This is a genomic window from Acetivibrio sp. MSJd-27 (assembly GCF_018918095.1).
Classification (GTDB): domain Bacteria; phylum Bacillota; class Clostridia; order UMGS1840; family HGM11507; genus HGM11507.
The window spans coordinates 81918-103476 of record NZ_JAHLPV010000005.1; the positions used below are offsets into that span (position 1 = coordinate 81918).

Consider the following 21559-nt stretch of genomic DNA (forward strand, 5'->3'; position numbering starts at 1 on the left):
AATACGGGACGAGAAAAGGCCTTGGCTGGATAAGCCAAGGCCTTTTCCGGGAGAAGATAATTAGAAAAAAACATATCAAATCCGCTTTTCAGCGGCAGAAACAGTCTTAAGCATAGAATACCGTATACGAACCCGTTTTTTTGAACGTTTTTCCGCCATTACATCGTCAAAATGCTCGTGCATACTCCAAGTATGCCCTGTGCTTTTTCCTCGTCCTGACGAAAAAACGAATCAAAAAAATTGCAAACCGAAAGCAATCATAAAACGAGAAGTTTTCAAGGCGAAAGGGTGCAGGCATACCATCGTATGACAAGCCCGACAACAAAGAAAAATTCCGTTTTTGGTTGGTTGCGGCGGGTTCGAATACGGTATTCTATGCTTAAGTTGTTTCGCCGGGAACAAAGAGCGGTTCCACCTTAACACTTTTTGAAAATGGTTTTCCTTCTATTAATTCAATCAACAGCTCCATGCTTTTTTCTCCAAGTTTTTTTGTCGGTTGAATGATCCCTGTGATCCGCGGGTTCATATATTCAAACATGGCTACGTAATCGTAAATTGTTACCGCTACGTCCTCGGGAACACGAAGCCCTCTTTCGCGGCAATAGTCCAGAATCCAAAAGCCGTATTTATAAAACATGCTGATATAAGCGCGCTTGGGATGCGCATCGAGGTATTCGTAAAGCTGTTTTTTTGTGCGAAAAATGTCTGTATTCCAGATTGTACCGTTTGTGATATGGTATTGCTCAAACAGCTCCTTTATAATTTCGCTGTACTCAGGTGATTTGGTTATATCGTCCTGCCAGTTAATCACGCCGATATCACTGTAATTTCTCTCTAGCATATGCTCCAGAAACATCTCTATGGCGGCGCGCCAGTCGGTCAGTACCCATGCAGATTTTTTTGCGTCAAAACCGACATCTACGCTGCGGTAATACCAGTTGACGGAAACAAAAGGTATCTCATAGTGGGATATCATTTTATACACTTGTTTATCCATCGTGTTTAATGCAATGATTCCGCACAGATCGTTTTGATTGATAAGCTCCCATATTTTATTTTTATCGGTTTTAAAATCCTCAAAGAAAAGAGATATGGTATACCCCTTTTCGCCGGCTACCCTGGCGATGCCCATCATTTTTTTGGTAAGACTATCAGGCAAAATAGGATCTTCATAGCGGGAACTGATAAAAATGCCAACATTTTTGTTGACTTGTCCCTGCAGATTGCGGGCTGCGGAGTTGGAGAGATACTTCATATTATATACTTCTTCAAGCACCCTCGACCGGGTTTCTTCACTGACGCCTTCCTTGTTGTTCAGAGCGCGGGAAACCGTGGCAACGCTGACATTTAGTTTTTGTGCAATATCTTGAATGGAAGTTTTTTTCACAGCTGCCCCCACTTTCTTTGGTATTTTTCGTAAACGTTTTCGCCAGCATTATTATAGCATAACCCCATATTTATGTCAACGCTCTTTTGTTTTTATGACTTTATCACAATAATCAGTTGACAATTAATGCACAACGTGGTACAATATCAACATAGTAAACGATTACGTTTTGGCTTATTTTGCTGTTTTTCACAAACAAAATGTTGATAACTACACAGGCTCAGAACTATTTTGGAAGGTGAAAAATATTTTTTTATTTATAACGTAAACGTTTACGTTATGTTTTTCACAAACTTATTATTTGATTCATGGGAGGGAAATCAATGAAAAAGGTGCTGCGATTATTTTTGGCAGTGAGTGTGCTTTTGAGCACTGTTCTGCCGGCGGGAGCGGCGGACACGGAAGCAGCAAAACAGAAGCTGGAGGACATCAGCTTCGGCAGTCCTTATGACTACGGTACTGCACTGGAAAATACGAACCTTGTAAAAGGCACGGTGACGATCCAGGATGGAAAACCGGTGGGGCTTACGGTTGTTCCCGGCTCTCCGACGCTTCTGAATATTGTGGATTTGGAGACAGGGAAGCTGATCAACTATTTGGAGGTTCCCCATATGGATTCTGCGGCCTGGCAGAACGAGGCGACGGCGAATGGAGATGTCTATTTCGGCTCTTATATTAAATGCAGATTATACAAATACTCGCCGGTGACGAAAACCATTACGGATTATGGTTCCATTGCAGGCGAGGGGGCCTGTATCTCCATGGTATACGGAGACAATAATGATATCTATATGGGAACCATGCCCAGTGCGAAAATTGTGAAATTCGATATGGAAACGGAAAAGTTCACCGATTATGGTAACCAGGTGTCTGGACAGCAGTATCTGCAATCTCTTGCTTATCACAAGGGAACGCTTTATTTTACGGGGATGACAGATTCTTGTATCCATACGCTGAATCCGGAAAACGGATCAACCGGAAAAGTGGATTATCCATCCGCTGACATCAAAAATTATGATAAACTTTTTGTAAGGGATAACCTTCTGGTTGGCTTCGCAAACTATCTGGACGGCAGTCAAAAGCTTACGGTCTATGATTTTGAAAACCAGAAATGGGATGAGCCGATTGCCGGTGTAAAGGGGCAGTATATTTCAGATATCTTAGACGGTTCTTTCTATTTTTTAAAAGACGGTTACTATCACAGTTTCAGCATGGTGGATCACAGCATCAAAAAATTTGAAAATCTGCCGTGGGGATCCTACCAGAGGGCAACGAAATGGGTTGAAATACCAAACGATCCGGACTTCCCGGGGAAAAGCCTGTTCAATATCCAATACGGCGGTGGATTTTATCTGGTAAATTTTCAAACGCAGAAAATAAAGAGTTATGTCAATATGTTAAAAGGGGTTCCCAGTGAGACCAGAGATTTTTGTTTTGGCCCTGACGGACGGTTTTATGTGGGGGAATATATGGGCACCAAGGCGGCGGCTGTGGATCTGAAAACCAGGGAAATTGAACTGTTCCATATGGCGCAGCCGGAAGGCATTACCGTGCTGGGCGACAAAATGTATTTTGGAAACTATACGCAGGCGGAGCTCTACATACTGGATACCACTAAACCCTATTATCCGGTCAGCAAACCGAATGATCCCAACAACAATCCCCGTATCTGGGGCTCTATGGGAAAAGGTCTTGACAGGCCTTTTGCAATGCTCACCGCCGGCGATAAAATCGTTGCCGGCTGTGTTCCGGATTACGGTATTTTAGGAGCACCTTTGACGATATACGATCCGGAAACCGATCAGGTCAGTCATTATGACATGGTTGCAAAACAGATGGTGGAAAGTTTGGCTTATAGGGATGGCAAACTCTATGTAGGAACTTCTGTATCGGGAGGACTGGGTATCAATCCGACGGAGAATGACGCTCATATTTTAATCTTCGATATGGAGAAACGAGAGATTGAGAAAGATATCACGTTCAGGGTAGATGGCATAAGCACTCCGCTCAAAGGAATTACAGGTCTTCAGGTAGCTCCCGACGGAACACTTTGGGTAATGGCGAAAGGGGTAATGGCGAAATTGGATCCGGTCACCCTGGAAGTGAGGCAGTCGAAGATTACTGGCTCCTATGACTTTTATAATGGAATGCAGGTGTGGAAGCCTTATACGATGTACTTTGATGAGTTGTCCGGATTGATGTTCTGCGCACCGAACGGCAAGCTTCTAATTATCGATCCGGAAACCATGGAATACAGGGATACCGGCATATCAATGGGGTATAAATTTGCTGTAGGAGACGACGGAAACTTCTACTATATCGGCGAGGGTTATCATATCACGATGCTTCCGGTTATCCGGGGCAATGACAACAGCTATGTGATACGCGGAAAGCTTATCATGAAAACCGGTTCCAACACGGCAATCATAGACGGTGCGGAAAATGCGATCGACAAAGACGCGGAAATTGCTCCCTATGTAGACCGGGATAAAATGATGGTTCCGCTGCGTTTTATGGCACAGACTCTGGGAATGAAAGTAAGCTGGAATGATGATGAGCAGACCGCGATGGTTTATAATAATAATACGACCATCAAAGCAGCGGCCGGAGAATATAAGATATTGGTCAACGGCGAAACGAAAAATCTGGTGGTGCCTTTGGAAATGAAGAACGACAGACTGTTCTTCCATGTGCGCACCTTTATGGAATTGATGCAGAAACAGGTCTACTGGGATGAAAGCGGTATTATTGTTATGAATATGGACGGCACTGCTTTCGATCCCATTGCCGAACAGGATGTATTAACTTATGCGAAGAATTATTTTAACGGGAGGGGCGAATGATGAGGATGAAAAAATTACTCTGCGGGGCGCTGTCAGCTCTGATGCTGCTCTCCGCAGCTCTGCCGGGTGTATCAGCTTCGGCTGCTGACAGCCAGCCTTATGCACATGCGGTAAAAGTCATCAAAGCGCTGGGTTTAATGGATAGTGAGAACAGCGTGGACTTTTTTGAGAATGAACCGCTGACCAGAGAAGACGCGGTACGGTATATTCTAAAGCTGAAGAATACGGAGATATCTGCATCCGGTTCTCAGCAGTATTTCAAGGATGTATCCCCTTACGATGATAATTATGCGCTGCTCAGCACAGCTGTACGGCTGGGGCTTGTCCGCGGTGCAGACAGCTACTTTCGGCCGTCAGACAAAGTGACGGGGATGGAAGCGGTCATCATGCTGATGCGTGCCATGGGCTATGATAACCAGGCTGACCCTATGGGTGGAACGGTTGCCCAGTATATGAGTCTGGCGCTGCAGTATGATTTCTTAAAAGGCGTGACGGACTATAATGGGGAAATCACCCGAGCGGCCTTTGCGAAACTCATGTACAATACCTTCGATATCGGTATCGTGGAACAATCCTCCTTTGGTGACAACAATACCTTCACGATCAACAGGGATAAAACCTCCCTGTCATTCCTTGGACTGGCCAGAGAGACTGGAATTGTGACAGAGAACAGTGTCTCCTCGATCTATGATACAGCAGAGCCTGCCTCGGCTGGAAATATTATCATGGAAGGCAAACGTTTTGATGTGAACGGAACCAATGCGGCTTCTTACTTAGGTTACCGCGCGGAATGCTATTATCTAGATGAAAAGGGAGAGGAAATCCCGAAAATTAAGTATATCACGGATTTTGAAAACGAAGAGATGACGCTGGATTTAAGCGGCGGTGATCTAAGAACGGAAAATGGAAAGCTCATTTTCTATGATGAAGAGAGCGGAAAAGACCGTACCTTGGATATCAATGCCACAACCAGCATTCTGTTAAACGGCAAAGCCATTGCCTATGACTTGGAAGTACTTGCAAACCTTCCGGCAACAGGGAATATTTTATTTGTCAACAACAAGGATAAAAATGTTACTGCAAAATACGGTGTTGTTTTTGTCATTTCCGAAGCGAACGACATTGTCCGCAGTGTAGATTTGGAAAACAAATATCTTTATCTGGAAAATTCACTGGTAAACAGCAGTCCTTATTTGGACCTGAGTAATGATTACAACGATATGGACATCTCCATTGTGAAGGACGGCAAGGAAATCGGTTTCAGTGATATCGCGGCGGGAAATGTTGTCACCTATGCGGTTTCCGGTGATGGCAAAAGCGTCAGCATTATCGTTTGCGATAAAACGGTCAAAGGGGAAATTCAGGAATTTGACAATGAAAAGAACGGAAATCTTGTATTGAACGGCACAAGGTATCCCATGTCCTATGATTTTTATGCCAGGGATAAGGTTTCCGCCGGGCGCTCGGCAACGGTTTATCTGAATGCGGATGGTTATGCTGTGGATATGGATATTACCCTGGATAAAAACTATGCCTATGTGGCGGGTGTGATGGCGGAAGAAGGTATTGAAGATTCGGTAAAAATAAAGGTATTCACAGTGAGCGGATCCTTTTCCGTTATGACTTTGGCGGATAAGGTGACGGTTTACGAGGGCGTGTCTGTGCCGGACACGGACACGCTGACCTATCACATGGAGGAAATATCCGAGAAAATACCTGCCAAAGAGGTGGCAGAAAAGCTGAAAAGCTTGTCAAACGACCTGATTGTATACGAAACAAATTCCAAATCAGAGGTGACAGCTATCCGGTTTGCGATTGATATTCGTCAGGGGAATACCATTACGGATTCAGAGGGCAAAAAAAGGACGATTTCGATCAATCCGGAATACTATGAAAATATGTTTACTCTGAATATGTATAAGACGAGTTCTTTTCAGCCGAACTATGGCTCCATAGACGGTATGGGTACAACAAATATGGTGACATTTGCCATCCCGCTGGATAAAACCGGAAAAATAGTGGAGAAGGATTGTAAGGCGGGAGTAAACATGCTGTCTACTGATAGAAATTACAGCAATGTAAAATTTTATGATGCAGGAGTGAAAGGGGTTGCAACTGTCTCTCTGATGCAGCAGGGCACCTCTTCTGACATCACATCACCGAATCAGCCTCTGTGCATCATGAAACGAATGGCTACTGTAATAGATAAGAACGGCGATACAAAGGATAAAATTTATTATACGAAAAATGGCGTGGAGGAAAGCGCCGTTATCTCTGATGAACCGGTAGATGCTATGTGGGTAAAATCAAAAAATATCCGAGAGCTGAACTTCGGTGATCTGTTTGTCTATGAGACGAACGGACAGGGGGAACTGGCAACTTACAGTGTTTTGTTTGAACCATCCAAAGACATGGATATACAGAAAAACCTTGCTTCCAAGGGGAATGGGGTTGGAGATACCCGTGAGTTCCAGGTTTTGAGCGGGACGATGCGGTACAGCGGAACGGATGCGGTTACCTTGGCTATGGCGAACAGCGGAGTGGTTTCCACCTTTTCTCTGATTGGAAACAAGGATGTGTCTGCCTATAAAGTGAACTTGGGCAGGGAAACGGTTTCAACCATTGACATCGGCGGTATTCGTGAGGAGAGTTTTGGAAGCAATGCTCAGCCGGGGCAGTTTGTTATCGCGCGTGCAAACCGCGGTGTGATTCAGGAGGTGATTGTTTATGAATAAGACATTCCGCGCTATCAGTGTCCTGCTGGCAATCTCTATCCTACTGTCCTTTGGTATGATGGGATTTGCGGCGGATGACACTTTGAATTTCACAATAACCAATTTAGAAGTATTCGCTGACGGCAGCAATATCGGAAGTGTTCAAAATGGTAATATGACGGTCAAGGCCGCTTTGAAGGCAACCGAAGCGCAGACGCCTCTTATCATGGCGCTTCTGTGTGACGGAACGCCGGATTATTACAATGTGGCGTCCAGCAGCTATGTGGATGATATCCCGTTTGATGCCGGAGAGACAAAAACAGTCGAAATTCCGCTGAACTGTTCGGATAAAACCAATAAATTTATCAAGATTATGGTATTTGACAGCTATAATTCTATGCATTTGGAAGCAGAATCTGCAATCTTTCCTACGGGGGATGAAGGAAAAGTCAAGTCTGTTGTAATCAATGGCGAAGAACTCAAAGGATTCGACAAAAATATTGATACTTATAACAATGTGCAGGCGCCTTATGCAGCGGCATTGCCGCTGAATGTGGATGTGACAACTGTGGTGGAGGGTGCAAAGGTTACGGTGACACAGCCAAGCTCTATTCCTGGAAAGCTGGTTATTCAGTCAGGCTTTGAGGGAGAAGAAATCTTTACGTACACGATCAATCTGATTGAAGGGCAGCCGCTTACGGTTGACTATTTTGCGGGCGGAGATGTCAGCGAAATCAATATCGTTAAAAATATGAATTCGGATACTTACCGTTATAGTGATTACAATGCGGATTTCAGCCTGGCTCTGCCGGACGGGCTGGCTGGTTCCACCTATTTGCAGCCCAGCTACAATAAATGGACCGGCAGTAAACTATACACATCAAATAATTCGGAAAGATGGCTGGAATTCACGATAAAGAAACCGGCGACGGTCTATTATTTAACAACTACAGGGTATGTTGGAACCAGCTGTCAGAATTTTGTGAACGGATGGCTGGCGGACGGCTGGACCTGGATGACCACGGACGGAAAGGAACCGGATACCAAAAATGCTTCGAATGCATGGACTGTTAACTCGGATAAATGGATGCGATCCAGATTATTTCTTCTGAAAAAGGATATTGACGCAAGTCCGGAAAAACCGGTGACGATCAGTGCAAAAACAATGGGAGATATCAGCGGTACACCGGTATATTCCTTTGCTGTCCAATGGAAAGCGGACGCTTTGGACTTGACGGATATTAAAATAAACGGCAGTACAGTGAAAGGATTTGCTCCGGAAAAGCTGAGCTATGACGTTTTTGTTCCGTCTGCTGATTATGAAATTTCAGCAACGGCAGTGGACAGCGCGGCATCCGTTCATATTCAGAAACCTGCGGCTCTGCCTGGGGATGCGACGATCACCGTTTCTAAGGACGGCAAGAGCAGAGTCTATACCCTCCATATTGCAGAAGGGGAATTGGAACCTGAAATTAAAATGCTCAAGTATGAAAGCAGCGGGGATTATACCATTGGATATGATTTGCAAATCGGAACCCCTATGTTTTATAATAACACCAATCGGGCGTATGCTGATTTCGGCGGGTTGCCTTTTGAGGGAGCGGCATACATTGCACCATACGGAGATGACTGGAGTAATCCGCTGTTCAATATTCAGAGACCGGAGAGCGGGCAATCGGTTGCTGCTATGGATTGGATTACGTTCCGTATCAACAAGTCTGCTAATGTGTATATAGTCAACAATTTGAACCCGACGAGCAACGGAAAATATATGGGATGGCTTCAAAATTGGGAAAAGGTACGAGATTATACAGATGCAAGCACTGTGAAGGATGCTGCCGGAGAGGCGAAATCCGTATTCAAAAAAACCTTCCATGTTGAGCCTGGCGAAACGGCTACGATTGCCTTGCAGAACATGGGGTTATATGGAAATAGGATGTATTCTGTGGTTGTGGAATGGCTGGAGGATACCAGTTATTTGAACCTAAAGAATATTAAAATTGACGGCAGCGAAATTCCTGACTTTGATGCGGAAACTTTGGAATATAATGATGTACAGGTTGCCCCTTCTTCTGTCATTACAGCAGAAGCGGCGGACAGCAGTGCTGTGGTGACGGTATCTGCGATGCCGGAGAGCTTGCCGGGTGACGTAACCATTACGGTGGCGAAAGATGGAAAGAATAGAATTTATGTTCTGCATTTGATTCAAAAGACATATGAGCCAAAAGTTACAAATCTTAAAACAGCTGGACCAGATGCGGTTACCTTGGTAGAAGGCTTTGGTACCGGCACAAAAAGATGGACGGATTATCCTGTACTGTGGGATGACATGGACGGTCTTACTTTCCAGTCGGATAACTGTTATTACATTCAAACCGCCTTTAAAAACGCTGTGACTCCTGCAGATTATCAGCAGGATAAGAGCGAAGGATGGATCACTTTTGATATCAACCGCAGCGCGAATGTATATGTTCTGTATGGAGGGGGCAATGCTTATGGATCCGCTGACTATCTCCCCGGACTTGCCGGATGGGAACAGATGAAGAAAGCGGATGACAGTCTGTACCGCATCAAAACACAAAATGCCAATACCGGAAGCCTCTACTACGCAAAATATACATCTGCTTTTGTTTATAAGAAGACTTTTGACGTTCCGGGCGAAGGAGAAAACGTCAGAACGGTTTCTCTGACATACGGTGGTCTGAAGGGAGCATACAACTACAATGTAATTGTAGAATTTATTGATGATGCTGCAGAACCCGATCTGAGTCTTTCGGGCATTACAGTCGGCGGCGAATCAATTTCCGGATTTGATGCAAATATTACAGAGTATAACGTGGAAGTAGAATCTTTGGATACGGAGATTCTGGGGACAGCGGCCGATAGCACTGCGAAAGTAACCCTGTCCAAACCCAGCAGTCTTCCGGGGGATGCAACGATTACGGTAACGAAAGATGGCAAAAGCAAGGTTTACACACTGCATCTGACACAAAAAGCGGATCAAAAGAATCAAATTGTTTTCGAAAAAAATCCTTCTAACTGGAGCATTGCGGAGGATGTGAAGGCGCAAAAAACAAAGGTGTACAGCGATTCCGATATCGCTTTTTGGGATTGGGGTGGACTGGATTTGGATGGAACAACTGCGATTCAGCCAGCGAATTCCGATGCGACAAATGCAACCTGCACATCAAAAACCCAACAAACATGGGCGAGTTTTACAATTAACAATTCGGCTGATATTTATGTGATGAGCCGTTACGCGCCGGGAACAGATTATATGAAATGGCTTACAACAGACGGATATCAGCAGGTGACTGATAAAAATGGAGATCCTGTAAAAGTTTTATATTCCAATTCGACAAGCAAAAATTATAATGTATACAAAAAGACGGTTTCCGTAGCTCCGGGGGAAATCAAGAGCATTGATTTGGGAATTCTTGGACCCTACGGAGACGGATTGATGTATTCCGTCCTGGTGCAGTGGAAAGAAAGCGGAGCGGAAGAAGCCCTTCCCGGCCAGGTGACAAATATCCAGTCTGCGGCATCTATGCCGAATTTGATAGAAGGCTTTGGAATAGGGACGAAGAGATGGTCTAATACAGGCTCTACATGGGATATCCATACATGGGCGAACCTGGACGGATTTACAGTGAACTCGGCAAACAGCTATTATCTGCAATGCAACTTCAGTGATTGGGATACGGATAATTTTAAACAGAGCAAAAGCGAGGGTTGGTTAAGTTTCGATGTCAACCGCAGTGCAAACATCTATGTGATTTTGGCAACCAACGGAAGCGGTGTCGGCGGTGCGTCCGCATATCCTGGCTTAAACGCCGCGAATGGCTGGGAGAAGATGACGAAAGCAGACGGAACCGATTTGAAAATCACAACAGCAAGCTATGTTGAGGGAACCTCATATGGCAGGACAGATACGATTTTAAGGGTCGGTTATGTATATAAGAAGAACGTCACACTGCCTGCTGACGGAGAGAGTGTACAAAATATTTCTTTGCCATACGGAGGCACCTATGCTTACGGCAACTATGGTGTTGTAGTTGAATTTACGGACAGTGCGGAATAGGAGGTAGAATCATGAAAATAAAAAGATGTTTAAGCGCTTTTCTGTGCTTCGCTCTTCTGTTCTGCGGCACAGTTTTTGCGGCGGGGACCGGTATTTCGATTAACCAGCCAATTGTCGAGACGGGAAAAGTGACAGTGACGGGAACTGCGGCAGTGCCGGAGGGAACTTATGTTGTCCTTCGGGTAGCGAAAGCGGGTATTGCAATTGACACAGCAGCACCAAATGAACATATTTATATTGGTGAAACCAAAACAGATAAAGACGGAAACTATCATTTTTCTTTCCCGATCGGAGCAAATAGAGGAACATTCGAGATGGAAGCCACCAGCAACATGCTGGACGAAAAGGCGCAAACCAGATTTACGTTTGAGCCCAATGGGGATTCCAGGATAAAATCCTTCCAGTTGAACGGGAAAAATTGTACGGTCAGCGGCAATCGAATTACCGGTCCCGAATTTACAAATGTGACAGGCTTGATTGCAACATTTACATTGGCGGATGGAGCTGCTGCATACGTCAATGGAGTAAAACAGGTAAGCGGTACGACAAGAAACAATTTTACAAATCCAGTTATCTATACGGTCATAGCGGATGACGGCACGGAAAGCCAATATACTGTGACAGCCTCCAAGGCTGACAGCGGCAACGGTGGAGGCGGCTCTGGAAGCGGTTCCGGCAATGGCGGAAATTTTGTTTCACCGGGAAAAGATGAGCCGGTTTCTCCAGATCCGGTTACAAGCACCTTTGAAGATGTGATGCCAAGCCATTGGGCATATGATGCCGTAGAAAAGATGGCGGCAAAAGATGTTGTGAAAGGTTATGAGGATGGCAATTTCTATCCGGATAATCAGATAACCAGAGAAGAGTTTGTGAAAGTTTTGGTTAATTTCTTTGATTTTGTACCATCGGAATCCGAAGCGTCTTTCTCTGATGTAGACACCAGTGAATGGTATGCATACTATATCAATACTGCCGTAGCAAATGGTATCATCAAAGGAATTTCGGAGGATCAGTTTGGAATCGGTGAAAACATTAGTCGTCAGGATATGGCGGTCATGCTGGACAGAGCGCTTTCTGCAAAGGAAATGACTTTGAACGAGGTAAATGACAAAATTGATTTCGAAGATAGTTCTTCGATTGCGCCTTATGCTTCAAATGCGGTGGAAACACTGCAAAAGGCTGGAGTAATCAATGGCTATACGGATGGCAGTTTCCGTCCCTATGACAATGCATCCAGAGCGGAAGTCTGTGCGATGCTCTCCAAGATTGATTGACATTTTAGATTCATACAACAGAAAGAAAATTACGGAGGCATATGCCTCCGTAATTTTTTGATAACGAATGACGGGAGTGATTTTCATCCACACTCTCTTTCTGTTCCGGGTGGAAGGCGGAAAACAAAATAAAAAGAAAATGAAACCGCCTGAAATAGACAGGAGAAGCGGCAGCTTGGATCATGGAATACCAAAAATATATGGCTCAGAAAATGAGCCGGAAAGAAGGTTTTGTATGAAAAAAGTTTTAGCACTGTTTTTAAGCATATCTTTTTTGCTGACAACTTTTGGATTGACAGCGATTGCAGCCACGACAGTTCCGGAATCATTATCAGACAAACTTACAATTGATTACTATGGCGGAGATTATGAAGCGGAACCGTTTTCCTGTAACATTATTGAAAATATGACTGCCACAACACAGCGTTATACGGATCAGACAACAAATTTTGATATTGATACAGCGCCATCCGAACTGATAGGTTCTACCTACATTCAGACTAATTGTGACAAAAGCGGAGCGAGCACGACATATCGGACAAACAACGGAGGCTCCTGGCTGAAATTCACTTTGAAAGCACCGGCAACTGTGTATTATCTGACAACCGGAACCTATGCGGGCACATCTATGCAGAATTTTGTCAATAGCTGGCTTAGCAATGGATGGAGCTGGATAAAGGAGCAGGACACCGGCAATCCAAAGGAATGGACGCTGAACAGCAACGGCGGAAGTACTTCCTGGACAAAAACCAGGCTGTTTATGCTGAAAAAGGATATTGAAGCATCAGTAGAAAATCCTATAACAATTGATGCGCAAACTTTGGGGACAGAAAACGGTGTTGTCTATAGTTTTGCAATTCAGTGGAGAGATACCTCCTGCGACCTTTCTGGTATTACAGTCGGCGGCAGCACACTGGCAGGCTTTGCGCCCGGGACTACAGAGTACAGTGATGTGGAAGTTGCTTCTCTGGAGACTGAAATAACAGGGACTCCGGCAGATAGCTCTGCACAGGTAATTGTTAAAAAGCCTGCAAGCTTGCCGGGCGATGCAACTATTACAGTAACAAAAGGCGACAATACAAGAATTTATACCTTGCGTTTGATTCAAATGTCTTTGGAACCGAAGGTTTCCAACATTAAGACAGAGGATTCAAGCCAACCTAACTTAATCAGTGGATTTGGCGTGGGGACCAAGCGTTGGTCGGATTACCCCATACTCTGGGAGGATATGGACGGTTTGATGTTTGACTCCGATAACTGCTATTATATCCAGACGGCGTTCCATAACGCTGTCATGCCTGATGGATATGCCCAGGATAAGAGCGAGGGCTGGATTACCTTTGACATCAATAAAAGTGCAAATGTATATATCCTGTACGGTGCAGGTGATTGGGTTGGAGACCCACAGTATCTTCCTGGTTTGACGGATTGGGAAATGCTGAAAAAAGAGGACGGAACAACGCCTTATACTTTAAAAACAGCGGATTACGATGAAAAGCAAACCTTATATTACCATAAATACAGACGAGGCTATGTGTTTAAAAAGAGCTTTATAGTACCTGGTGAAGGTGAGACAAAAAGAACGGTTTCTTTGACTTATGGCGGAACGAATGCATTGAGTACCTATAATGTTATTGTAGAATTTGCAGATAAGGCGAATCTGACAGTAACCAGCACAGGAAACGGTACGGTGTCTCCTGTCGGCACAACGGAAGTAATTAAGGGCAGTACGCAGACCATCACAGCAACGCCGGAGGACGGATGGAAAATCAGCAAAATCACAGTTAACAGTGTAGAACAGCCGATCAAGGAGAGCTTCTCCGTGACGGTTGACGCGGATACCACCGTGGAGGTGACCTTTGCAGAACTTTCAGAGACACCGCCGGCGATTCATACCTTTGACAAAACCTATGTTCCCGATGATAAGACGAACAGTGTCACCTTCGGAACGGTTGCAGAGGGAAGCAAGACAACCGTGAAGGAATACGGCATCATTTATTCCGCAACCGACAGTACGGATCCTCAGATTGGAAAAGAGAACTGTTATAAGCTGAAGGCAGAAAAGGCGCTCAGCGCCAACGGCCATTACGGGATAGAGATCAAAGGTGATCTTCTGCTGAATACCACTTACTATACAAGGACCTATGTGATTTACGAAAAGGAAGATGGAACCGAAGCGATTCTTTACGGAGAGATAAAAACCATCGCTTTACAATAGAATGATACGACAAAAAGAGCACGGCATTTTAATGCGCCGTGCTCTTTTCCTATGATTCTTATCATTTCAATTTGCATTATTCTTTTGCATAGCAAAAGTGTTTCAAATTTCCTATAACCTCGCTAAGATGTCCCTCACCTCTTTCGATGGAGGGTACCGCATTATCGAAGCAAACGGCGGGCATATATATCCTCCGCTTCGCGAGGTTGAAACGCCTGTAAGGCAGCTTTTGCAACATTTTGTTGCAAAAGTGATTTCATCTTGTTCAATAAGGGCTTGCCCCGTCATTCAACGAGGACAAGGGCATTGCATAGCAGTGCCGCGATCAGCGGGAGATTGCACTCCCGCTGATCACGGATATGGAACCCGCCGCCTTAAGAGGCGGGGGACATCTTGTCCACAGTTATAACGGTTTTCCGGTTTTCCAGTTTTCATAAAAGGGAACATGATCGATATGGAATTCCATTCCGTTTAAATAATCTAGAATTCCGGTGGATTCCCGAAAAGAAAATTTCAATTTATAAGAATAAAGATATTGATATTTTGTCTTGAATGGCATTTGTGCCAATTTGGCATATTTTGTGTCCCCTAAGAGAGGATGTCCAATGCTGGCAAAGTGGGCTCGTATTTGATGTGTTCGGCCCGTGATTAAATGAACCTCCACTAAGGAAAGGTTTTCTTTTATATCAAGAACCCGGTATTCGGTCAGAATCGTTTTGCTGCCTCTTTGCGGTGTTTTCGATATAGTGACCATATTTTTATCGCTGTTCTTTTTCAGATATCCTTTTAATATTCCTTTTTTATCTTGCATTTGCCCTAATGCAATACATAAATAATATTTGTCGATTTCATTGTTCTTGATTTTTTCATTTATAATTTTCAGCGTTTCCGCATTTTTCGCAGCGATTACAATGCCGCCGGTATTCCGGTCAATTCGGTTGCAGAGGGAAGGGCGGAAGGCATGTTCTGCCTGGGGGTTATATTCTCCTTTTTGATACAAATAGGACAGGATATGGTTGATAAGCGTATTAAAAGATTCCTTGTCATCGCTGTGAACAATCATGCCTTGGCGTTTATCAACCAGCAGAATGTTTTCGTCTTCATATAAAATATGAAGATTCGGTTTGATTTTGAGATATGCATTCTCATCTTCGGCGGATTCAAAAAAATCATCGTTGATATAGAGCTGAACCAAATCTCCCTCCTGCAGACGGTAGGCGATTTCCGTTTTCTTTCCGTTTACTTTGATTCGCTTTTTGCGAATGTATTTATAAATCAGAGGGAAGGGCATTGTTCTCAAATATTTCGATAAAAACTTGTCTACCCTTTGTTGGGAGTCATTTCGATTGATGGTTATCTCTTTCATTCATTTCGGGATCCTTTTCTGTTTGATAAGTCTATTATAAAGAAAAAATAGCAAAAAAGCAATGAAAATAGCAGGATTTAATAGACAGAAGAAAATGGAGTAATGGATAAAAGCTACATAATAAGCATAAGAATAAATTTATTTTTTGTGCAAAGTGCTGAAAATGCTTTTGAGGCCAAAAAAAACGCTGAAAAACTTGCAATGATGCGGAAAATACGGTAAAATAATCGAGTATGAATATATGCGATGATGCGGGAGGTTGCAGTCTGCCGAATGCGGCAGGGTGGTGTTTCCGCGGAGTATGTCCGATTATAAAACCGGGCGACAGGCACCAATACAATATGTCGAACATCAGGCGTGGCCTTTCTGGGCACATTCTGCGCGCTTTTGGTGAATATCCCGGGTTGCATGCGAAACTTCGGGTTTTTATTTGAAGTGGATACGAAACACCCGGCATAGTGTTTGGTTTTTAAAATTGTCGCGCCTATCAAAACTTAAGGAGGCGAAACAAATGGCAGCAGTAAAAGAGAAAATCAGAATCAGGCTGAAAGCATACGATTACATGATTCTGGACCAGTCCGCTGAAAAAATTGTCGAAACAGCGAAGAGAACCGGTGCAAAAGTATCCGGTCCGATACCACTACCGACCAAAAAGGAAATCGTGACTATCTTAAGGTCTGTTCACATCAACAAAGATTCCCGTGAACAATTCGAGATGAGAACGCACAAAAGATTGATCGACATTTTAAGCCCTACCAGCAAAACGGTAGACGCTCTGATGAAGCTGGACTTGCCTGCAGGTGTTGAGATCGACATCAAACTGTAAGGTGAAAATGATTCAGCCGCCTGGCTGAAAGAATCCGATGCCTTAAATTTTCAGAAGGCACCAAGGTAATGTTGGCAGTGCCAACCAATAACCATAGGAGGTAAAAAAGAATATGGAAAAAGCAATTATGGGCAAAAAGCTCGGCATGACTCAGATTTTCGACGAGTCAGGCAAATTCATCCCCGTAACTGTTGTGGAAGCCGGACCCTGTGTTGTTGTACAGAAGAAAACGGCAGAGAACGATGGATACGAAGCAATCCAGGTTGGATTCGGGGAATTAAAAGAGAAACATTCTAACAAACCGTCTAAAGGTCATTTTGATAAAGCGAACGTTGCGCTGAAAAAAAACGTAAAAGAAATGCGTTTGGACAGCATTGAAAATTACAACGTTGGCGATGAAATCAAAGCGGATATCTTTAACGAAGGCGACAAGATTGATGTGACCGGCACATCCAAAGGTAAAGGATACGCTGGAACCATTAAGAAGGACGGCACGCACAGAGGCCCGATGACGCACGGTTCCGGTTATCACAGAGGTCCGGGTTCCATGGGCGCATGCTCCAGTCCTTCCCGTGTTTACAAAGGCAAGGCACTTCCCGGCCATATGGGCAGCAATAAAGTGACTGTTCAGAACCTTGACGTTGTGAAAGTGATTGCCGACAAAAATCTGTTGCTCGTCAAAGGCGCCGTACCGGGACCTAAGGGCGGCATTTTAATGATAAAAAATTCGGTGAAAGCTTAATCCGATATGGAGTAGAAAGGAGGAAACACCATGCCGAAAGTGGCTTTATATAATATGGAAGGTTCACAAGTTGGTGACATTGAACTGAATGACGGCATTTTTGCTGTAGAAGTGAATCAGAATGCGTTACATGCAGTTGTTGTGAATCATTTGGCAAATGTAAGACAAGGAACACAGAGCACGAAGACAAGAGCGGAAGTAAGCGGCGGCGGTATCAAACCGTGGAGACAGAAAGGCACAGGCCGTGCAAGACAAGGTTCTATCCGTTCACCTCAATGGGCAGGCGGCGGTATTGCTCTCGGGCCCAAACCCAGAAGCTATCGCTATTCTTTGAACAAGAAGACAAGACAGTTGGCTCTGAAATCTGTATTGACTTCCAAAGTAAATGAAGAAAATCTGATTGTTTTAGATAAGATTTCTATGGACGCATACAAAACCAAAGAGATCGTCAAGATGCTCAAAAGCTTAAACTGCGATGGCAAAACCCTGGTTGTTTTAAGCGAAAAAGACGAGAAAGTTGTCAAGAGCGCGAACAATATTCCGGGTGTTGCAACCACATTGGTTACGACTTTGAACACCTATGAGATTATGAAACATGACAAATGCGTAATCACTGCGGATGCGGTTAAGAAACTCGAGGAGGTGTACGCATAATGAAATACGCACACGACATTATCAGAAGACCTATTATTTCGGAAAAGAGTATGCAGGGAATCGCTGATAAAAAATATACCTTTGAGGTTGCCCTCAGCGCAAATAAATTTGAAATCAAAAACGCAGTGGAGGAAGTGTTCGGCGTAAAAGTAAAAAGCGTTAACACCCTAAGAATCCACGGCAAAGAAAAAAGAGTCGGCGTGCATACTGGAAGACGTCCCGACTACAAAAAAGCTGTCGTTACTTTAAAAGAAGAATCCAAGCCGATTGAATTCTTTGAGAGCATGGCGTAAGCGGCAGTTTCGTAAGTTTTAGAATAAGGAGATGAATGTTAATGGCTATAAAAAGTTATCGTCCGACAACGCCGTCCAGAAGATTTATGACGGTCACGGATTTTTCCGAGTTGTCCAATGTTAAGCCAGAGAAATCACTCACGACGAATTTAAAGAAAAACGCCGGCAGAAACAGCTACGGCAGAATTACTGTTCGTCACAGAGGCGGCGGCAACAAGAGAAAATATAGAATTATCGATTTTAAAAGAGATAAAGTGGATATGCCTGCAACGGTAAAAACACTGGAATACGATCCGAACAGAAGCGCTCATATCGCATTGGTTGAATATCAGGACGGCGAGAAGAGATACATTCTGGCACCGGTTGGCCTGAAGGTTGGAGACACAGTAATTTCCAGTCCAGCAGCAGATATCAAACCGGGTAACACCCTTCCGATTTCTGCGATTCCCGTAGGTACAGTTATTCACAATATTGAGCTTGCACCTGGTAAAGGCGGCCAGTTGGTTCGTTCTGCGGGAAACAGCGCGCAGCTGATGGCGAAAGAAGGAAAGTATGCGCAGGTAAGACTTCCTTCCGGCGAGGTGAGAATGATTCTGACCGTCTGCAAAGCAACGATTGGTCAGGTCGGCAACATCGATCATGAGAATGTAACCATTGGTAAAGCCGGAAGAAAACGTCATATGGGTATCAAACCTACCGTACGTGGTGTTGTTATGAATCCCTGTGACCATCCGCACGGTGGTGGTGAAGGTAAATCTCCCATCGGCCGGCCTTCTCCGGTTACTCCTTGGGGTAAACCTGCTCTTGGTTATAAGACCAGAAAGAAAAACAAACAGAGCAGCAAATATATTGTGAAAGCAAGAAACAGCAAATAATAGAGAGGAGGCAAATCAATGAGTAGATCTCTGAAAAAAGGCCCTTTCGTAGAAGCGAAGTTATATAAAAGAATCGAAGAGATGAACGAAAAAGGGGAAAAGAGAGTATTAAAGACCTGGTCTAGGGCTTCCACAATCTTCCCAGAATTCGTTGGTCATACCATTGCGGTTCATGACGGAAGAAAACATGTCCCGGTGTATGTGACAGAAGACATGGTTGGGCATAAACTCGGTGAGTTTGCGCCAACAAGGACATACAGAGGACATGCCGGAAATAAATCAGGTGTAAAATAGAAAAGAAGTATCCCGAAGAGAGGAGGATCATTGAATGGAAGCGAAAGCTATACTTCGTTATGCTAGAATATCTCCCCGTAAGGTCAAAATTGTTATCGATCTTATCAGAAACAAACCGGTCGGAGAAGCAATCGGTATCCTGAGAAACACACCGAAAGCAGCTTCCCCGATTGTTGATAAACTGCTGTGCTCCGCAATCGCGAATGCGGAAAACAATCACAGCATGACAGCCGATACATTATATGTAAAGGAAATCTATGCAAATCCCGGCCCGATTTTGAAGAGGATCCAGCCTAGGGCACAGGGCAGAGCGAACAGAATCAACAAGAGAACCAGCCACATTACGGTTGTTGTCGGCGAAAAAGAGTAGTAAGGAGGGAAAGCTATGGGTCAAAAAGTGAATCCGCACGGCTTAAGAGTCGGTGTGATTAAAGATTGGGATTCCAGATGGTATGCTCCGGATCACACATTTGGAGACAGCCTGGTGGAAGACTATAATATCAGAAAATACCTGAAAAAGAAATTATTCAATGCTGGGATTGCCAGAATTGAAATAGAAAAGAAAGCAAACAGAACGATCATCACGCTGCATGCTGGCAAACCCGGTATCATCATTGGAAGAGGCGGCGTTGAAATTGATAAGCTAAAAAAAGACATGCAGGCAAGGCTTGGCAAAGATGTTTTCATTAACATCGTGGAAGTCAAACAGCCCGATATGTCCGCACAGTTGGTTGCTGAAAACATTGCTGCACAGCTGGAAAAGAGAATTTCTTTCCGCCGCGCGATGAAACAGGCAATGCAGAGAACCATGAGACTGGGCGCAAAGGGTATCAAGACTTCTGTATCCGGCCGTCTGGGCGGTGCTGAAATTGCGAGAACCGAGCATTATCACGAAGGGACCATTCCCCTGCAGACTTTGAGAGCTGATATCGACTATGGCTTCTGGGAAGCAAATACCACATATGGTAAAATCGGTGTAAAAGTTTGGATCTATAAAGGTGAAGTTCTTCCTGAAAACAAAAGAGTGAAAAAAGCAGCGGAAGGAGGAAAATAATTATGTTGATGCCAAAGAGAGTAAAACGCCGCAGAGTCCACAGAGGCAGAATGAAAGGCGTTGCTACCAGAGGTAACAAAGTAACATACGGTGATTTCGGCTTGGTCGCTACTGACCCCTGCTGGATCACTTCCAACCAGATTGAAGCTGCCCGTATCGCTATGACCCGTTACATTAAGAGGGGCGGTCAGGTTTGGATTAAAATTTTCCCAGACAAACCGGTGACTGAGAAACCGGCTGAAACCCGAATGGGTAGCGGTAAAGGTTCTCCGGAATACTGGGTTGCAGTTGTAAAACCGGGCAGAGTGATGTTTGAAATTGCCGGTGTGAGCGAAGAGGTGGCAAGAGAGGCGTTAAGGCTGGCTTCCCATAAGCTTCCGGTCAAATGCAAAATCGTAGCCCGCGAAGAAGACAAGGGTGGTGACGTCAATGAAAATTAATAATATCGTAGAGATGGCTGACAATGAACTGGTTCAAAAGCTGGCCGAATTGAAAGCAGAATTATTAAATTTAAGATTTCAGCACGAAATCAACCAACTTGACAATCCAATGAGAATCCAGGAAGTTAAGAAAACAATCGCCAGAATCAAAACAGTCCTTCGCGAGAGGGAAATCAAAAACGCTAATTAATAGTAAGGAGGTTTTGAAATGTCAGAAGAAAGAAATTTCAGAAAGACCAGAGTCGGCCAAGTTGTAAGTGACAAGATGGACAAAACGATCGTCGTTGCTATTATTGACAGCGTAAAGCATCCTTTGTATAACAAGGTTATCAAAAGGACATATAAACTGAAGGCGCATGATGAGAACAACGAATGCCGCATCGGTGACAGAGTAAGGGTGATGGAAACCCGTCCTTTGTCCAAGGATAAGAGATGGAGACTTGTCTCAATCGTTGAAAAAGCGAAATAATAAAAATCCTAACTGAAAAGGAGGATAAC

At 44.2% G+C, this 21559-nt stretch carries 18 protein-coding genes; 16 read left to right on the plus strand and 2 right to left on the minus strand.

Translation table 11 applies throughout. The annotated features are described in order from the left end of the window. Positions 1-379: 379 nt before the first annotated feature. On the minus strand, positions 380-1387 hold the full coding sequence (locus KQI32_RS13560; RefSeq protein WP_177691269.1) for a LacI family DNA-binding transcriptional regulator: 1008 nt from the start codon (positions 1385-1387) through the stop codon (positions 380-382). 323 nt (positions 1388-1710) lie between these two features. On the opposite strand from KQI32_RS13560, the gene KQI32_RS03215 reads away from it, so the two are divergent. The 5 genes from KQI32_RS03215 (at position 1711) to KQI32_RS03235 (ending at position 14517) form a co-directional block, all read left to right on the plus strand. Continuing rightward, a complete protein-coding gene (locus KQI32_RS03215) occupies positions 1711-4230 on the plus strand; it encodes a copper amine oxidase N-terminal domain-containing protein (protein WP_216423941.1) in 2520 nt (839 codons plus the stop codon). Then, a complete protein-coding gene (locus tag KQI32_RS03220; protein ID WP_216423942.1) occupies positions 4227-6965 on the plus strand; it encodes an S-layer homology domain-containing protein in 2739 nt (912 codons plus the stop codon). The genes KQI32_RS03215 and KQI32_RS03220 overlap by 4 nt, the downstream gene beginning before the upstream one ends. Next, positions 6958-11025, plus strand: a complete 4068-nt coding sequence (locus KQI32_RS03225; protein ID WP_216423943.1) for a hypothetical protein — start codon at positions 6958-6960, stop codon at positions 11023-11025. The genes KQI32_RS03220 and KQI32_RS03225 overlap by 8 nt, the downstream gene beginning before the upstream one ends. 11 nt (positions 11026-11036) lie before the next feature. Continuing rightward, complete coding sequence (locus tag KQI32_RS03230; RefSeq protein ID WP_216423944.1) at positions 11037-12299, plus strand: S-layer homology domain-containing protein; 1263 nt, start codon at positions 11037-11039, stop codon at positions 12297-12299. A gap of 235 nt (positions 12300-12534) precedes the next feature. After that, positions 12535-14517 (plus strand): hypothetical protein, encoded by a 1983-nt coding sequence (locus KQI32_RS03235; RefSeq protein ID WP_216423945.1) that lies wholly within the window; start codon positions 12535-12537, stop codon positions 14515-14517. Between the two features lie 403 nt (positions 14518-14920). Here KQI32_RS03235 and KQI32_RS03240 read toward each other — a convergent pair whose 3' ends face one another. Continuing rightward, positions 14921-15883 (minus strand): RluA family pseudouridine synthase, encoded by a 963-nt coding sequence (locus tag KQI32_RS03240; protein WP_216423946.1) that lies wholly within the window; start codon positions 15881-15883, stop codon positions 14921-14923. A 511-nt stretch (positions 15884-16394) separates the two neighbouring features. Here KQI32_RS03240 and rpsJ point away from each other — a divergent pair. The 11 genes from rpsJ to rpsQ all read left to right on the plus strand — a co-directional run bounded on the left by rpsJ (position 16395) and on the right by rpsQ (position 21530). Then, positions 16395-16709: a 30S ribosomal protein S10 gene (gene rpsJ / locus KQI32_RS03245; RefSeq protein ID WP_216423947.1), complete on the plus strand. Its 315-nt coding sequence runs from the start codon at positions 16395-16397 to the stop codon at positions 16707-16709. Positions 16710-16821: 112 nt separating this feature from the next. Beyond that, positions 16822-17451, plus strand: a complete 630-nt coding sequence (rplC, locus tag KQI32_RS03250) for a 50S ribosomal protein L3 (RefSeq protein ID WP_216423948.1) — start codon at positions 16822-16824, stop codon at positions 17449-17451. Positions 17452-17481: 30 nt separating this feature from the next. Further along, positions 17482-18105 carry a 50S ribosomal protein L4 gene (gene rplD / locus KQI32_RS03255; RefSeq protein ID WP_216423949.1) on the plus strand — a complete coding sequence of 208 codons (624 nt, stop codon included), beginning with the start codon at positions 17482-17484 and terminating at the stop codon, positions 18103-18105. Further along, on the plus strand, positions 18105-18398 hold the full coding sequence (gene rplW / locus KQI32_RS03260) for a 50S ribosomal protein L23 (protein WP_177690086.1): 294 nt from the start codon (positions 18105-18107) through the stop codon (positions 18396-18398). The genes rplD and rplW overlap by 1 nt, the downstream gene beginning before the upstream one ends. Positions 18399-18439: 41 nt before the next feature. After that, entirely contained in the window at positions 18440-19273 is an 834-nt protein-coding gene (gene rplB, locus KQI32_RS03265) for a 50S ribosomal protein L2 (protein WP_216423950.1), read from the plus strand. 18 nt (positions 19274-19291) lie between these two features. Beyond that, entirely contained in the window at positions 19292-19567 is a 276-nt protein-coding gene (gene rpsS / locus KQI32_RS03270; protein ID WP_177690090.1) for a 30S ribosomal protein S19, read from the plus strand. Between the two features lie 34 nt (positions 19568-19601). Next, a complete protein-coding gene (gene rplV / locus KQI32_RS03275; protein ID WP_177690092.1) occupies positions 19602-19937 on the plus strand; it encodes a 50S ribosomal protein L22 in 336 nt (111 codons plus the stop codon). A gap of 15 nt (positions 19938-19952) precedes the next feature. Continuing rightward, entirely contained in the window at positions 19953-20621 is a 669-nt protein-coding gene (gene rpsC / locus KQI32_RS03280) for a 30S ribosomal protein S3 (RefSeq protein ID WP_177690094.1), read from the plus strand. A gap of 2 nt (positions 20622-20623) precedes the next feature. Further along, positions 20624-21061: a 50S ribosomal protein L16 gene (gene rplP / locus KQI32_RS03285; RefSeq protein ID WP_177690096.1), complete on the plus strand. Its 438-nt coding sequence runs from the start codon at positions 20624-20626 to the stop codon at positions 21059-21061. Next, a complete protein-coding gene (gene rpmC, locus KQI32_RS03290) occupies positions 21051-21251 on the plus strand; it encodes a 50S ribosomal protein L29 (RefSeq protein WP_177690098.1) in 201 nt (66 codons plus the stop codon). Before rplP ends, rpmC begins: the two co-directional genes overlap by 11 nt. 18 nt (positions 21252-21269) lie before the next feature. Further along, positions 21270-21530 carry a 30S ribosomal protein S17 gene (gene rpsQ, locus KQI32_RS03295; protein WP_216423951.1) on the plus strand — a complete coding sequence of 87 codons (261 nt, stop codon included), beginning with the start codon at positions 21270-21272 and terminating at the stop codon, positions 21528-21530. Positions 21531-21559: the final 29 nt, after the last annotated feature.